The following is a 15,428-nucleotide window of genomic DNA, read 5'->3' on the forward strand; positions in this document are numbered from 1 at the left end:
ACGACGCCCAAAAGCTATGTGTACTTCTATCAAGACAATGTATTGCCGCAAGGAGAAGGCTTCGGCTGGCATCCGCATATGTCCTCGCGTCTGGGCCTGTTCCGGTTGATCGTCGGCGATGGGGACCACATGACGGATTCGCGCACGAGGCCGGCCATGGTGGCGCAAAAGCTCTACGAGGCGGGGCGGGACTGAACGTCGACATTGCCTGCATTATCGCATGCCGCCGCCCGATCGCATCCATATAATCGAGTCAGCGATGCTTTTCCCCCGCGTCGCCCTGTCTGGCGATTTTGTATTCCAGCATCTTGTTAAGCGTGGCCAGCACCTGATCGTATTCTTCCTTTTTGCGTTCGATTTCTTTGATTTTGGATAAAACCCAGTCGATCCCTTGCTGCGTGGTCGTCGCGTTCGAGTCCAGACCCTGCAGGATTTGCTTCAATTCCGTGAGCGAGCAGCCGACGCTCTGGAATCTCTTGACCAGCTTCAGACGCTCGATCGCTTCGTCGGAGTAATGGCGATAGTTGTTCCGATCCCGCCGAACGTGACGCTCGTCCAACAGCTCTTCCTTTTCATAGTAACGAATGGCGTGAACCGATAATCCGATCCTTTCGGCGAGTTCCTGAATTTTCATTCGCGACGCTCCTTATCGACGGCTTGCTTTAGAGTCCACTCTATAGTTTACAGTAGAGCCGTGATGATCAAAAGCAAAGGGAGAGATCGGAATGAAAATTTTCGTAACGGGAGCAACGGGGTATATCGGTTCGGCCGTGGTAGGCGAGCTTATCCGGGCAGGTCATCGGGTCGTCGGCCTAACGCGTTCGGACCGCGGCGCGGCGGCGCTTGCGGAAGCGGGAGCCGAGGCGCATGCGGGATCGCTTGAAGATCTGGACGGCCTTCGGAGCGGAGCGGCTGCCGCGGACGGGGTCATTCACCTGGCGTTCAGGCACGACTTCTCCGACTTCGCGGGTTCGCTCGGCATGGATCTCCGCGCCGTCGAAGCGATGGGCGAGGCGCTCAAGGGTTCAGGCAAGCCGTTTGTCATGACGGCGCACGCGAACGGGGAAGCGTCGGAGCAGGCGGCGCTGGCTTTGACGTCGCAAGGCGTGCGGGCATCGATCGTATCGCTTGCGCCGACCGTGCACGGGGAAGGCGACAAGGGCTTCGTGCCGAGGCTGATCGACATCGCCCGCGAAAAGGGCGCAGCCGCCTATGTCGGCGACGGCACCAACCGTTGGCCGGCCGTACACCGTCTCGATGCGGCGACGCTGTTCCGCTTGGCTGCGGAGTCCGCTCCGGCAGGCGCGCGGCTGGACGGCGTGCACGACGAGGGCGTGCCCTTCCGCGACATCGCGAGTATCATCGGCAAGCGCCTTAACGTGCCGACGGTCAGCATCCCGCGCGAAGAAGCGAGCGCCCACTTCGGCTTCCTCGGCATGCTGGCGGGGCTCGATATCCCGCGGTCGAGCGCGCAGACGCAGGCGCTCCTGGGGTGGCGTCCGGTGCACGCCGCGCTGATCCCGGATCTCGAGCAAGGACATTACTTCTCGAAGTAAAAACTGTGCATCTCAACGGAAAGGCCCCTTGCGAAAGGGGTCTTTCCGTTCGTAAGATGATTAATGCGAGGGTCGTCTCGTCGGCGGTCTGATCGACGTCTTTTAAATAGGAGGACCCTTCATGCATGCGATCGAGCGAATCGGCCAGCGTGTCTGGTACATGACGCCAGTAGCAGAGACCGACCGGCCCGTATTGGGAGTGGTCGCGGGCGACGACAAGACTTTGATGATCGATGCGGGCAACTCGGAGCGCCATGCCCGATGCTTTTTGCACGAGCTCAGCGAAAGGGGCGTCCCCCGGCCTGATCTGGTCGTGCTGACGCACTGGCATTGGGATCATATTTTCGGTCTGTCCGCGCTCGCGGATACCGTGTCGATCGCATCCGGCGATACGAGGAAGGCAATCGAGAAGCTCATGCCGCTATCCTGGTCGGACGAGGCGCTGGACGCGAGAGTCAGGGAAGGAACGGAAATTCAGTTTTGCGCGGATGCCATTAAGAAAGAGTTCGTCGGTCAAAGAGACATGAAGATCGTATTGCCGCAGGTCGGATTCGAGGAACGACTGCAAATCGATCTGGGAGGCGTCACCTGCATCCTGCAGCAGGTGGGGGGCAGCCACGCGCCGGATTCCGTCGTCGTCTACGTCAAAGAAGAGAAGATTTTATTTCTCGGAGACTGCATTTATTCAGATATCTACGCGGCGAACAGGAATTATAAAATCGGCGAGACCCTGCGACTGCTCGACCGGCTGGCCGCCTTCGATGCAGAAACGTACGTGCTCTCGCACGGACTGCCGATCGCCAAAGCGGAATTCGATCAAGAAGCGGCCATGCTCAGAGCCGTCGCAGTCTTGACGGACCGCTTTAAGGGGGGATACAACGAGCGTGACCGAGGCCTACCGGAATGCCGTGCAGCGGGCGCTTACGGAAGACGAGCTGCTGGTCATCGACGAATTCGCGAACGGGTATTTAATCTGATTTTTATCCAAACCTCGATTTTTGCTCTTACAGCACCTTTTGGACCGGTCTGCGAGCTGAAGAGCCCCGTCGCGATTGTTTTCGGGTGGGATTTTTTTAGTGTAATTCGTATAAAACGGGGAGGGATTGCGTTGCAGCAGCGTTTTAACGACCTGATGAAGCAGGACGTCAAGCCGTTCCTTGCCGAGCGCGGCTTTGCCAGAAAAGGTTTGAATTTCAGCAAAAGCGCGGATGATCTCATCTATATGTTCAACTTCCAAAAATCCGCCGGCAATTCGGCGGATCATGTGATGTTTTACGTGAATTTCGGCATTTACGCGGCGAAATTAGCGCACTTGCAGTCAAAGGAGATTCAAACGGCGCCCCAGGAGCCGGAGTGTCACTTCCGAGCAAGAATCGAGGAGCTGGCCCGGGCTGTTCCGGCGCGATTTTCCCTAACGCCCGATACGAATATGAACGACTTAAGAGACACGCTGCTCAACGGATTGGATGAAGTCGTTCGATTCTACGATACGATGACCAGCGCCAGATCCATCGTCGATTATTATGTCGCAGGACCCTATTTGCATCTGGGCGAGGAGAGCTTCGAGTTGCTGCTGCAATCCGGTGACGAGGCAGCGGCCAGGCGCTATTTGGAGGCGCTGAAGGACAAGCACGGGGCGGAAAACCGCTGGGCGATTTTCGATCTTAAATACCGAGCGATCTTCAGCAAATACGGCGTACCGTACGAATCCTAGTCTAGCGCCTCGCTCAATAACGTCGCTTCGCGCGTTCGAATCGTGCGGCGCAGCTTGTTGGCGACGTCGCGCGTGATTTCGTTGCGCTCGAACAGCGACTGCACCTCGTCCCGCTCGGCTTGAATGGCGATCCACTGCAGGTCGCGCCGCACCTCTTCGTTGCCCGCGGGCTGCTTGCCGAACGAGTAAGGCGTCGTCAGCTTCGACAGGATATGCTCGTACTGGCTCATGACTGCCGACCTGGCTTCGCATTTGCGTTCCGAGCGGAGGGAGGACAGCGCCGCCTCGCACGTCTGCACCTTCAGACCTCGGATCGCTTCCCGATCCGCCTGCGACAAGTCCCGTATCGCCTTGAATCGGGATTCTTGCTTGGTCAACATCGCCTTCAGTTCGCGCGCCCAGAATTTTACCAGCAGCGCGAACAAATTCGTGCGAACGGACAATACCATCGACATTTGCTCCAGGTTCGTTTGGAACAGCACGGCTTGCGTCTCGGTGATCCGGTCTTCCCGCAGCAGCTTGTTCACCGTGCGCCGTTCCTCGTCGATCGCTTTGAGTCGCAGCTCCCGCTCTTCCAACTCGAATTTTCCGTGCTGCATGCGCAGCATGTCCAATTCCGGATTTCTGCGCCAGCGCTCGTAATCGGAGATGACGGACGCCGCCTCGACTTCATTGTCTTCGGTCGTCGCGGAGTGGACGGCGCGGATGGCGGCGCCCATGATCAGCCGTTCTCCCTTGCGCTCCGCAGCCGCGAGCTCCGCCGCTTTGTTGTGCGCAGGCTGCTGCGCGAACAGCGGCAGAAGCGCGCTCGCGGCGATGAGCGACAGCAGGATGACGACGGCCGACAGGAAAATGACGAGGCTTCGTTCGGGGAACGGCGCCCCGTTGTCCAACAGCAGCGGGATCGAGAAGGCGCCGGCGAGCGTCACCGCGCCGCGCACGCCGGACAGGGCGGTCATCGCGAGCTTTCGGAACGAGACCTTGACGTTGGTCGCCGTCTTCTTGCCGATCCATCGACCGCCCCTTGAGAAGGCCAGCGCCCATAGAAAACGCAGCACGAGCAGCATGAGGAAGATGACGACCGCGTAAGCGATCACCTCGCCGTTGTTCAGCGTCGGCTCCCGGAATACCTCGTTGAACACGCTCGGCAGCTGCAGGCCGAGAATGACGAACACCAGTCCGTTAAGGATGAATACGATGACGGACCACGTGTTATCCGACAGTTCGTTGGACAAAGGCTTGATGCTGGACATCCGGTCGCGCTCGATCGCATGCACGACGCCGCCGGCGACGGCGGCCAGGATGCCGGATACGCCGAGCCGCTCGGCGATCATGTACAGCGCGAACGGCGTCAAGAGGTGAATGAGCATATGCATCGTCTCGTCCTCGAGACCCGACCGGCGGAGCCACACCCGGAAGCCGGAGACGAGCAGCGCCGTCACCGCGCCGATCCCGAGACCGCCGATGGCGATGAAGAGGAAGCTGACGCTTGCGTTCGCCAGCGAGAAGCTGCCGGTGAGCGCGGCGGCGATCGCGAACTTGAAGGCGACGAGGCCCGACGCGTCGTTCATGAGCGCCTCGCCTTCGAGCAGGTGCATAAGGTTGTTCGGCAGCCGGATGCGGCCCGCGAGGCTGCTCACCGCGACGGCGTCCGTCGGCGACAGGATCGCCGCGAGACCGAACGCGACGGGCAGCGGGATCGACGGGATCATCCAATGGATGGCATAGCCGATCAAGAACACGGTCGCGAACACCAAGCCCACTGCGAGTACAAGGATCGGGACGCGGAGCTTCCATAGCTCGGATCGAGACGCGTGCTTGCCGTCGTTATACAGCAGCGGCGCGATGAACAGCACGAAGAACAGCTCGGGCTCGAGATGCATATGCAGGCCCGACGGGACGGCGGCGACGATCATGCCGAGCGCGATCTGCATGAGCGGCACGGGCACGAGCGGGAATTTGCCGCTCAAGATGTTGGATACGCCAACCAGCGCGAGCAGGATCAAGATCGTAAAAAATAATTCCATGGCGGCTCTGAACGTCCCCTTTTTACAAAGCTGTGATCGTCGGACTACGTCTTCCGTGTAGCCTTCGAGTTGCATGGAATTATTATACTTCATCCGGGCGGATGCGGAAGAGGCGAACAGCATCGAAAACAAAGCGGGTACGCCAACGCGCGGCAATGGCTCGCTTTCGTCCTGTCCCGCGATATGATACAATTCAAGCCAATATTGGATCTTCAATCGACGAAAGAAGGTAAGACGATGACCTGGAGAGAAATTTCGACGATCGACGAGTGGAATGCGCTGCTGGCCAAGTCCGCCGAACGCGGACAGGTTATTTTAAAGCACAGCACGACGTGCCCCGTCAGCGCCAATGCGCTGAGCGAATACGAAGCGTACCTGAAGGCTGCGCCGAATCCGGACGTAGACTATACGCTGGTCAAAGTCATCGAATCCCGCCCCGTGTCGAATCAGATCGCGGAGGACTTGAACGTCAAGCACGAATCGCCCCAGATCATTTACGTGAAGGATAAGGCCAAGTATTGGAGCGCCACGCACTGGGCCGTGACCAAGGCGCATATGACGGCCGTGCTGGACTAACTTAATCCGGCGATAGCCGCGGCTATCGCGGCAATGAAGCCGATGCGCCAACTCCACTTCCCGCACAACTGCTTCGGTTGGGTTACCTCCAGTCGAGCGACCGATAAAGTAACCCGCAATGGCGCGAACCTAGGCGGGTTATTTTCTTTGAGCCTATTCTTTGAGCTTACCATACCACTCTATGCCACCTTCCGGGTGGCTTTTCTAATCTTGCGATGCATGCGCATGCCCCGATTTCTGCTATGCTAACAAGAAAGCAGGCAAAGAAACGGGGGGTAACCGCAATGAACCATCTGCTGCTGGCAGACGACGATCCGAGCATTCGAGCGCTGGTCCGCTATGTCATGACTCTCGAAGGCTTCGGCGTGCACGAGGCGCAGGACGGGGTAGAGGCGGTCAAGGTGCTGGAGCGGATGCCGATCGACATCGCGATCATCGATGTCATGATGCCGCATATGGACGGACTCGAGCTGTGCGAGCACATCCGGCAGCAGTACGACATTCCGATCATCATGCTGACGGCCAAGGACCAGCTGTCGGACAAGGCGCAGGGCTATCGGAAAGGGACGGACGACTACGTGACCAAGCCCTTCGAGCCGGAGGAGCTGCTCTTTCGCGTGAAGGCCTTGTTCCGCCGCTACAACCGCGTATCGAGCGACGTTATTCGGATGCATCGCATTGCCATCGATCGCAAGAACGTCGAAGTGTCCGATGGCCAGTCGGTGTTTTTGCTGCCGCTGAAGGAATTCGAGCTGCTGGCCCAACTGGCCCAGTATCCGGGGCGCCTGTTCGCGCGCGACGAGCTGATCCGGCTCGTGTGGGGGAGCGGATTATGAAGGGGAGGAGCGGACGGTCGACGTGCACATTAACCGTCTGCGCCAAAGGTTCGCCGATTACGCCGACGACTTCGCCATCCAGACGATCCGCGGGATCGGCTACAAGCTCGTGGTGGCGGACAAATGAAGACGCTCTACTATCGCGTGTTTCTGATCGCGTTAGCGGTCATTCTGGCCAGCAGCGTACTTGGCTTCCTTGCGTCCAACCTTTACTACCATGTCAAGCTCAAACCCTTCAACGACAAGAAGCTCGTGTCCATCGCCGAACAGATGAAAGGCTTCATCGAGGCGGAGCCGGCCAATATGGAGCGTTACCTCCGCCATGCCGCGGACCTGGGGTACGAGATCTACGTGACGGACGGGCAAGAGGAGTCGCGATTTTACGGACGAAGCTTCCGCGTTCAGGACCTGAACGAACAGGATATCGACCGGGTCCTTGACGGCGGCGTCTACCATGGCGTGGCGCAGTTCCCGAACAAGCCGTTCATCTCGGGCTTCTTCGACAATCGGTTGAGCAACACTGTAGGCGTGCCCGTCCGATCGTCCGCGAAGCGCTACGCGCTGTTCATGCGGCCGGACGTGCTGCTGCAGTTCGGCGAGCTGCGTACCTTCTTCGCCCTGGTCGGCCTGCTGACGATTCTGATCAGCATCGTTTTCTTTTTGATCAGCACCCGCTATATCGTCAAGCCGATCACGAAGCTGACCGAAGCGACCAAGCGGCTCGCGCAAGGGCAGTACAAGCTTCGTCTGGCCACCGGCAGACGCGACGAGATCGGTCAACTGGCCGGGCACTTTATGACGATGGCCGGGGAGCTGGAGCGGGTCGACCAGGCGCGCCAGCAGTTCGTATCGAACGTATCGCACGAGATCCAATCGCCGCTCGCCGCCATCCAGGGCTTCGCCAAGGTGTTGGCGCGGCACGATCTGCCGCAGGAAGAACGCGAACAGTATGCCTCCATCGTCGAAGCCGAGAGCCGACACCTGTCCATGCTTAGCAAGCAGTTGCTGCTGCTGTCCACGCTCGACCAAGGGGAGGATGCGCTGAACACGAAGCGTATCGCCTTAAGCGGCCACGTCCGTCAGGCCGCGGAGATGCTGCAGTGGCAGCTGGAAGAGAAGGAGCTGCTGCTTAAGCTGTCCGTCCCGAACGGCATTGCGATCGACGGCGACGAAGTGCTGCTGATGCAGGTGTGGACCAATCTGCTGGGCAATGCGGCGAACCATATCGCGCCAGGCCGGGCGATCGAAGTCCGGGCGGAGCAGACGCAGGCGTACACGCGCATCGTCGTCGCGGATAACGGGGAAGGCATCGCCGCGGAGCATCTGCCCTTTCTGTTCGACCGCTTCTACCGGGCCGACCGCGCGCGGGAACGCGCATCGGGACGGACGGGCCTAGGACTGGCCATCGTGAAAAAAATCGTGCAGCTGCACGGAGGTACGATCGAAGTCGACAGCGCGCCGGGCGTCGGCACGCGCTTTACGGTCACGCTGCCCCATTTGTAACTTGTTATTTACGCGCCGTTTATATTCGCTTCCTAAACTGGAGTCATCAAGGGAGGGAAGCGCAATGTATCTGGCGATTCGGGAAATGAGATTTGCCAAAGTCCGTTATTCGCTCATCGCCGCGATCATCCTGCTGGTCGCCTTTCTGGTCCTGTTCGTCACCGGGCTAGCGCGGGGGGCTTGCTTATGACAACGCGGCTTCGATTCAAAATATGGCCGCCACGCATTTTATGATGGAAGAGGGCTCGAACCACCGCTTCACACGCTCGGAAGTCGGGGCATCCGTGTTGAGCGAGGCAAGCGCGATCGCGGGAGAAGAAAACGTCGAGCCGCTGGGCGTCAAAATGACGACCGTAACGGCCGAAGGCACCGCGCAAAAGCTGGATGTGACGCTGCTCGGCATACGGGCGGGCGGCTGGCTCATGCCCGCGGTAACCGAAGGCAACGCGCTCTCGCCCCAGGCGCCGGGCATGGTGCTCGCGGATCGTAAACTGAAAGACGCCGGCATCGCCCTCGGCTCGGTCATCGTCGATCAAGCTTCAGGCTTGAAATGGACGGTCGGCGGGTTCGTCAGCCAGGAGTCCTTCAGCCATTCGCCGGCGGTATTCCTCGGCGCGGAGCAATGGGCGCAGCTTCAGCGCATGTCGGCTGCGGCACGTCCGAAGGCGGCGGAATCGGGGAAGTCGTCGGACGGCGCGAACTACAGCGCGATCGCGGTCAAAGCGAACAAGGAGCTGGTTAGCAAGCTGGCCGCGGCTATGCCGACCGTCGAGCTCGTCTCCAAGTCGGACGCGGTATCCGCGATTCCGGGCTACAAGGAAGAGCAAGGCTCGCTGTGGATGATGATCGTCTTTTTGTTCGTCATCGGTTCGTTTGTCATGGCCGTATTTTTCTATGTCGTCACCATTCAGAAGACCGGTCAATTCGGGATTCTCAAGGCGATCGGCACGCGCACCGCCTACCTTGCGCGAAGCGTCGCGCTGCAGGTGCTGCTCTTGTCGACGGCCAGCTTGATCGCCAGCGCGCTCCTTGTCCGCGCGATCGAGGCGTTCCTGCCCGGAAGCATGCCGTTTCAGCTGCATTTATCCACGCTGGGCCTTACTTGCGGCGCTTTTATCGCGATGTCCCTGGCCGGATCTTTGTTATCGGTGTGGAAGGTCGCCCGTATCGACGCGTTGGATGCGATCGGGAGGGCTGCGGCATGAGATACAGACTCGTGTTGAGAAATATTGCGCACGCCTTCGAGGATGGCGGCAACAGGCGTACGATACTGGATTCGCTGAATCTGCAGGTGGCGGAGGGGGGAGCTCGTCGCGGTGATGGGTCCTTCAGGCTCGGGGGAAGAGCACGTTCCTGTCGATTGCCGGCGCCCTGCTCGAGCCGACGAGCGGCGACGTCCTGCTGGACGGGGAATCGATCGCCGGCCTGGACAAGCAGGCGTTGTCCGATCTGCGGCTTCGCAAACTCGGTTTTATTTTTCAAAGCGCCAATCTGGTTCCCTACCTGAAGGTGCGCGAGCAATTGACGCTCGTCGCGAAGCTCGGCGGGATGGACAAAGCGAAGGCGGCCGCACGCACGCGGGAGCTGCTGCGCGAGCTGGGCCTCGACCATCGCAGCGATGCCTACCCCGACAAGCTGTCGGGGGGGCGAGCGCCAGCGCGTCGCGATCGCCAGAGCCCTGATGAACGATCCGGCCGTGCTGCTGGCGGATGAGCCGACGGCGAGCCTCGATGCGTCCAGGGGCCTGGAGGTCGTCCGCATGCTCGCAGAGGAAGCGAGGGAGCGGGGCAAAAGCGCGGTGCTCGTGACCCACGACGAACGCGTCCTTCCGTTGTGCGATCGCGTGCTTTATTTAGAGAACGGCCGTTTGCTTGAGAAGTAGAAGCGCATGGCCAATACGGCGCTACTGATGAGGGAGGCGACAACGCCCAATATAAAATGCTTGATAACCTCGTTCTCGACTTATGCTGTGCTGCACTAAAGTCCCCTGTATAACTTCACTTTCTCGAAAGAGCGCCCCCCGTCCGCCGCGAATACGGCGATGCCCGCGCCCGAGTTCCGATGCATTAAATGGACCCCATTACGCCTGCCACCGCAGGACAGATTTGCCAAATGGTATCATATTGGTGGACGGGTATGTTCATAATGGATAGAATGTAAGCTGGACTTGAAACTTAAAATAAAATGTCGTCCAAGAGAGAGTGAATGTTCATGATACAAATAACGGCGCCTGTGCCCGATGTCACGATTTACAAGCAGGAGGCCCCAGAGCTCAGCCATATTTACGGATTTACGGATTTCATTCAGATTCCGAGAGATAAAGCGGGAATCTTTATGTTCTATAATGACAAGGGCGAGCTCCTGTTCGTAGGCAAGGCCCGGAAGCTGAGACCCCGGATCAAGAAACACTTCGAGGATTCGGCGTCGGTCATGAAAGACAAGCGCGATGAGGTGACGAAGATCGAGGTTTGTTTGGTCGAGGATCCGGTCCATAGGGAACTCTACGAGACATACATCATCAACGAATTCAAGGCCAAGTACAATGTGGATAAAGTGTTCTTCAAATAACGAGAAAATGCCCCTCGTCCACCGCCGTGGTCGAGGGGCATTCCTATGTAGGCATCCATTGAAGTGATAAGTTGGTTGCGGGGGCAGGATTTGAACCTGCGGCCTTCGGGTTATGAGCCCGACGAGCTACCGGGCTGCTCCACCCCGCGACATTGTAACGCAACATGTTAAACATGAACGTTGAACAGATTCCTTATATTACAGCAGTTCGAACAAATATGCAAGCGCCAAGGGAAAAATACTGCCAAGAGACAAATCCGCTAGCATGCGCGACCGAAGAAGCCCCGCTGCGCGCCATGCAGAAGGGCCCGATGCTTTTATTCGGCTTGGGCGCTCGCCCTCACCAGCGGCAGGAACAGCTCGTCCACGATCTGGACGACGACATCTTCGGATACCGCGCCATGGGTGGTCAGCATCTCGTACCGCAGCAGGTCGACCGGGAGCGAGATGACGCGTTCCGGCAGTTGACCCGGCCGCAGCTCGCCGCGCTTCTCCGCGTTGCCGACGATCGCCCGCATGGCGGCGAAGAGGTCGTCCTCGGATCTTGGCGGCAAGGGCTTGGACATCGGATGCTCCTTGCCGGGGTATTCGCTCATCAGCCCATGGATCGTCTCGGGGCCGATCGCTTGCAGCGGTTTGAAGATGCCTTGCAGGAAGGTCAGCACGTCCGTCCGCAGTTCGCCGGTATCCGCAGCTTCGATCGCAGGCTTGGGGGCGAATTTGATAAGGGCGGCGATGATCAACTGCGCTTTATTCGGCCATCTTCGATAGACCGCCGTCTTGTTCGTCTGCGCCCGCGCGGCTACGGCCTCCATCGTCAGGCGGTTGTAGCCGGTCGTCTCCAGCTCTTCCCAGGCCGCCTGCAGAATCGCGTTTTCCAGCGCTTCGCCCCGCCGCCGCGTACCGGGGCCATTGTTCCGGGCCTGCTCCTTTTTCGACTCAGCCATCGCTCTATCCTCTCGACGATCCTTGAAGTGTGAATACTCGCTTTAATTATTATATTGCATTTCTCGGCGCAATAGCATATCTTGTTCATATAAGGTACGGTACGTACCGTACTCTAAAGAGAGCGAGAGGTGACGTCAAATGGCAAGCGTACAAGCGGAGGCGCGAGCGGCCAAACCGCCCAAAGAAAAAATGGACGCCGGCGTGCTGAGGATCGCGTTGATCCTCGTCTTCGGCGCCGTCGCGTCCCAGCTGGATTCCACGATGGTTAACGTAGCTATCGACAAGCTGGCATCCGACCTGCACAGCACGGTATCCGCCATTCAGTGGGTCGTGACGGGGTACGTGCTTACGATGGGGTTGGCGGTGCCGCTCTCGGGATGGGCGATTCAGCGATACGGCGGGAAAAAAGTGTACGTATTCTCGCTGATTATCTTTCTGGTCTCGTCCGTCCTGTGCGGCCTGGCATGGAATACCGGCAGCCTGATCGGCTTCCGGCTTGCTGCAGGGCGTGGGCGCGGGTCTGCTCATCCCGACGATGCAAAATGTGCTCGTGCAATCGTCCGGCGGGCGCAATCTCGGCAGACTCATCGCGATCATCAGCATTCCCGCGTTGATCGGCCCGATCCTCGGTCCCGTCCTTGGCGGCCTGCTCATTCAAAACCTCGATTGGCGTTGGATTTTCTACGTGAACATCCCGATCATGCTCGTCGCGATCTGGCTGAGCTGGCGTTACATTCCGGCCGACGAGCGGGCGCGCGACAAGCCGAAGCTCGATATCGTCGGATTGCTGCTTTTGTCTCCGGCTTTTGCGGCGCTGATCTACGGCATATCCGAGGCCAGCGCGGAGGGCGGACTCGGCAGCCTGAAGGTCTCGCTTCCGCTCGCGGGGGGAATCGTCCTCGCGGCGGCTTACATCGTTTACGCGCTGCGCGCGAGGCAATCGCCGCTGCTCGATCTGCGGCTGTTCCGGTCCCGTCATTTTCTCGGCTCGAACGTCACGCTGTTCCTGACCGGGATGGTGATGAACGGGGCGATGCTGCTGCTGCCGCTTTACTACCAGCAAGTGCGCGGGGTAGGCGTGCTGGATACCGGGCTGCTGCTTATCCCGCAAGGGCTCGGCATGCTGGCGACGCGGAGCTGGATCGGGGGGACTGGCGGATCGGATGGGCTCGCGCAACATCGTGCTGCTCAGTCTGGCGGCGACGGCGATCGGCACGATTCCGTTCGCGCTCGCAGGGGCGGATACGAATCACGTCCTGCTCGGTATCGCGCAATTCGTGCGGGGTGCGGCGCTGAACGGCATCTTTATCCCGATCATGGTGTCCGCCTACGCGGGACTGAGCAAGGAGCAGATCCCGCACGCGAGCATCGCCACGCGGATCTTCCAGACGATCGGGGGCGCCTTCGGCTCGGCGATTCTGGCCACGGTCATCGATCAGCAGCTCAGAAGCGCGGCAATCTCCGGCGTAAGCGCCGTCGCCCACGCCTATCAGGCGGCGTTCTGGTGGTCGTTCGGATTCACCGTGCTGGCGATCATCCCGGCATTTATGCTATCGAGGGGCAAGAAATAAAGAGGAAACGGGAGGATTCGACCTCCCTTTTTTTAACGCCGTAGTATACACTGGACTGGGAAGGTCCTTCACCTGATTACCGCGCGATGGATCTCGTCTCGACAACTTCGCGAAGGAGGAACCGTCATGCTTCACATCGTAAACGGCGACAGCGTCGGCGACAAGCTGCGAAAAGGGAATATCCGCGGAGACGTCCTGGTCTGGAGAGAGGTGTATCCGGCAGGTCCGACGTTTGTAAAAATGGAGGAGCCTGGCGCGAGAGCGGCCAGAGCGGCCTATCTGGAGCGGACCATGGGGATTCCTGCCGATGAATATACGGCGGCCTGCGCGTCTCAGGAGCGGACCCTGCAGCGCTTCCGCCAGTACGACGAGGTCGTGCTTTGGTTCGAGCATGATCTATTCGACCAACTGATGCTCGGTTATTTGCTGCATTGGTTTTCGCGGCAGGAGCTGGGGGATACGAAACTCAATCTGCTGTGCATCGGCGCGTATCCGGGCGTCGAACGGTTCCGCGGCTTGGGACAACTGACGGCGGCGCAGCTGGAATCGCTGGTCGGCACGTGGAAGAGAATCGGACAGCGGGAGCTGGAGACGGGCAAGCGGATCTGGGAGGCGTACGCATCGCCGAACGTAGAGGACCACGCTGCCATGCTTCGGGAAGACACGTCGGCGCTTCCCTTCGCGCAGGCGGCGCTGGACATGCATATGTCCCGTCTGCCCGCGGCGCCAAGCGGGCTCGGCATCGTCGAGCAGACCGTCTTGGAGCTTGTCCGGGACGGGACGAATACGCCGCTCGGGCTGTTTAAAGCAGTCGGAGAGCGATTAAGTCTGTTAGGGATGGGCGATCTGGAATTCTGGTATCGTCTCCGACAAATGGCGGAACCGCGCGTCGCGTTAATAGAGATACGAAATCCCAGCGCCTTGCCCGGCGATTCCGAAAACGTCGCGGCTTTGACGGAGATGGGACGGAATGTCGCTGCGGGCGTACAGATTGGGCATTTTAAAGGGATGGACGAATGGTACGGGGGGCCTGCATTTGCATGACGATCTGACCTGGCGTTGGGACGCGGGGCGGAAGCAGCCGACTGACGCCGAATCGACGCGCCAAGGCGAATAAGCGTCCAGGAAAGGAAGAGACGCCCGAATGGCCAAATGGGATAACATGCTGTCCATGCTATGGATGCTCCGGGGCGGCAGGAAGCTCACCGCCGCGCAGATCGCCGACCAGCTGGAGATCAGCGTTCGCACCGTGTACCGGTATATAGACGCGCTGGGCGCCAGCGGCGTGCCGGTCGTGGCGGAGTCGGGCCACGACGGCGGCATCCGCATTTTGGACGGCTTCAAGGAAACGCCTTTATTCTTTAATGCCCTGGAGCTGAAGGCGCTCCTCGACGCGTATAAGTTCGCGCAGGGCGCCGGCTATCCGTACGCGTCGGAGCTGGAGAGCGCGCTAAAGAAGGTGGAGAGCGGGCTGGAAGAGGATCAGCGCCATGAGCTGTCCGGCAGGACGGGCGGCCTGGACGTGATCGCTCCGGCACGGCCGCCTTCCGTCGTGGCATCGCTGAGGGACCTGGAGCAGGCGGCAGAGGCCGGGCGTACCGTCCGGATCGCCTATCGCAAGGCGAATGCGGAACAGATCGACGAACGCGAAATCGATCCGTACGGGCTGGCCTACGACCGGGGCGAGTGGTACGCCGTCGCATACTGCCGCCGGTCGCTGGAGACGCGGACGTTCCGCGTGGACCGCATCGAGAAGCTGGAACCGACCGAGGCAAGGTTTGAAAAGCCGGTGCGTTTTTCCGCGTCCGACTACTTCCGCGATCAGTCCGAGCAGGCGCGGGATGCGGACGGGCCGCTGACGCTCATCCGCATTGAGGGAGATCCGGACGCGCTGAACGCGTTATGCGGCCACTGGCACCTGCGGCACTACCTGACCGAGCGGACCGACCGGGATGCGCGTTTTCAGCTCGACGCGCCCACGATGATCAAGCATCTGCCGACGTATCTGATGACGTTCGGGACGCGCATTCGCATCAAGGAGCCGCTGGCGCTCAAGCGGAGCGTGCGAGAGCTGGCATTGCGGATCGCGGCGCACTACGATGAAGGCCCCGATTGAAGCTTTGTCCGTC

14 protein-coding genes, 1 tRNA gene and 4 pseudogenes are annotated in these 15,428 nt (G+C 59.8%); 15 read left to right on the forward strand and 4 right to left on the reverse strand.

Features of this window, described 5'->3' with window-relative positions; genetic code table 11:
* Positions 1-18 precede the first annotated feature (18 nt).
* Positions 19-195: a hypothetical protein gene (locus tag OMP40_RS19415; protein ID WP_277533828.1), complete on the forward strand. Its 177-nt coding sequence runs from the start codon at positions 19-21 to the stop codon at positions 193-195.
* 58 nt (positions 196-253) lie between these two features.
* Here the strand turns inward: OMP40_RS19415 and OMP40_RS19420 are convergent, their stop codons facing one another.
* Complete coding sequence (locus tag OMP40_RS19420; protein ID WP_277533830.1) at positions 254-634, reverse strand: MerR family transcriptional regulator; 381 nt, start codon at positions 632-634, stop codon at positions 254-256.
* A gap of 91 nt (positions 635-725) precedes the next feature.
* Here OMP40_RS19420 and OMP40_RS19425 point away from each other — a divergent pair, with 91 nt between their 5' ends.
* From OMP40_RS19425 to OMP40_RS19435, 3 genes and pseudogenes are all read left to right on the forward strand, one after another.
* On the forward strand, positions 726-1,556 hold the full coding sequence (locus OMP40_RS19425) for an SDR family oxidoreductase (protein ID WP_277533831.1): 831 nt from the start codon (positions 726-728) through the stop codon (positions 1,554-1,556).
* Positions 1,557-1,677: 121 nt separating this feature from the next.
* Positions 1,678-2,533, forward strand: a pseudogene (locus OMP40_RS19430) (MBL fold metallo-hydrolase).
* 155 nt (positions 2,534-2,688) lie between these two features.
* The gene (locus tag OMP40_RS19435) at positions 2,689-3,270 is read left to right on the forward strand and encodes a DUF4304 domain-containing protein (RefSeq protein WP_277534903.1); all 582 of its coding nucleotides are present in this window, start codon (positions 2,689-2,691) and stop codon (positions 3,268-3,270) included.
* Here OMP40_RS19435 and OMP40_RS19440 read toward each other — a convergent pair.
* Positions 3,267-5,297 (reverse strand): Na+/H+ antiporter, encoded by a 2,031-nt coding sequence (locus OMP40_RS19440; protein ID WP_277533832.1) that lies wholly within the window; start codon positions 5,295-5,297, stop codon positions 3,267-3,269. The genes OMP40_RS19435 and OMP40_RS19440 overlap by 4 nt on opposite strands.
* A gap of 237 nt (positions 5,298-5,534) precedes the next feature.
* Between OMP40_RS19440 and ytxJ the strand changes: the two genes are divergently transcribed.
* The 7 genes and pseudogenes from ytxJ (at position 5,535) to OMP40_RS19475 (ending at position 10,780) form a co-directional block, all read left to right on the forward strand.
* Positions 5,535-5,873 (forward strand): bacillithiol system redox-active protein YtxJ, encoded by a 339-nt coding sequence (gene ytxJ, locus OMP40_RS19445; protein ID WP_277533834.1) that lies wholly within the window; start codon positions 5,535-5,537, stop codon positions 5,871-5,873.
* 284 nt (positions 5,874-6,157) lie between these two features.
* Positions 6,158-6,836, forward strand: a pseudogene (locus OMP40_RS19450) (response regulator transcription factor).
* A complete protein-coding gene (locus tag OMP40_RS19455; RefSeq protein WP_277533836.1) occupies positions 6,833-8,212 on the forward strand; it encodes a sensor histidine kinase in 1,380 nt (459 codons plus the stop codon). The pseudogene OMP40_RS19450 and the gene OMP40_RS19455 overlap by 4 nt, the downstream one beginning before the upstream one ends.
* Before the next feature lie 64 nt (positions 8,213-8,276).
* A complete protein-coding gene (locus tag OMP40_RS19460; RefSeq protein WP_277533837.1) occupies positions 8,277-8,402 on the forward strand; it encodes a hypothetical protein in 126 nt (41 codons plus the stop codon).
* A gap of 97 nt (positions 8,403-8,499) precedes the next feature.
* Positions 8,500-9,417, forward strand: coding sequence for an ABC transporter permease (locus tag OMP40_RS19465; protein WP_277533838.1), 918 nt, complete (start codon positions 8,500-8,502; stop codon positions 9,415-9,417).
* Positions 9,414-10,094: pseudogene (locus OMP40_RS19470) on the forward strand (ABC transporter ATP-binding protein). Before OMP40_RS19465 ends, OMP40_RS19470 begins: the two are co-directional and overlap by 4 nt.
* Positions 10,095-10,423: 329 nt before the next feature.
* A complete protein-coding gene (locus OMP40_RS19475; RefSeq protein ID WP_277533840.1) occupies positions 10,424-10,780 on the forward strand; it encodes a nucleotide excision repair endonuclease in 357 nt (118 codons plus the stop codon).
* 72 nt (positions 10,781-10,852) lie between these two features.
* Here OMP40_RS19475 and OMP40_RS19480 read toward each other — a convergent pair.
* Together OMP40_RS19480 and OMP40_RS19485 are read right to left on the reverse strand one after the other, a co-directional pair.
* Positions 10,853-10,929 (reverse strand) — tRNA-Met (locus OMP40_RS19480).
* A gap of 168 nt (positions 10,930-11,097) precedes the next feature.
* On the reverse strand, positions 11,098-11,727 hold the full coding sequence (locus tag OMP40_RS19485) for a TetR/AcrR family transcriptional regulator (RefSeq protein WP_277533841.1): 630 nt from the start codon (positions 11,725-11,727) through the stop codon (positions 11,098-11,100).
* 262 nt (positions 11,728-11,989) lie between these two features.
* Here OMP40_RS19485 and OMP40_RS19490 point away from each other — a divergent pair.
* From OMP40_RS19490 to OMP40_RS19505, 4 genes and pseudogenes are all read left to right on the forward strand, one after another.
* Positions 11,990-12,157, forward strand: a pseudogene (locus tag OMP40_RS19490) (MFS transporter); the annotation flags it as partial.
* A 67-nt stretch (positions 12,158-12,224) separates the two neighbouring features.
* A complete protein-coding gene (locus OMP40_RS19495) occupies positions 12,225-13,343 on the forward strand; it encodes an MFS transporter (protein WP_277533843.1) in 1,119 nt (372 codons plus the stop codon).
* Positions 13,344-13,425: 82 nt separating this feature from the next.
* Entirely contained in the window at positions 13,426-14,343 is a 918-nt protein-coding gene (locus OMP40_RS19500; RefSeq protein ID WP_277533845.1) for a DUF1835 domain-containing protein, read from the forward strand.
* A 100-nt stretch (positions 14,344-14,443) separates the two neighbouring features.
* Positions 14,444-15,415 (forward strand): helix-turn-helix transcriptional regulator, encoded by a 972-nt coding sequence (locus OMP40_RS19505; RefSeq protein ID WP_277533847.1) that lies wholly within the window; start codon positions 14,444-14,446, stop codon positions 15,413-15,415.
* The last annotated feature ends 13 nt before the right edge of the window (positions 15,416-15,428 follow it).

The sequence above is a fragment of the Cohnella rhizosphaerae genome (genome assembly GCF_029525575.1).
GTDB classification, from domain to species: domain Bacteria; phylum Bacillota; class Bacilli; order Paenibacillales; family Paenibacillaceae; genus Cohnella; species Cohnella rhizosphaerae.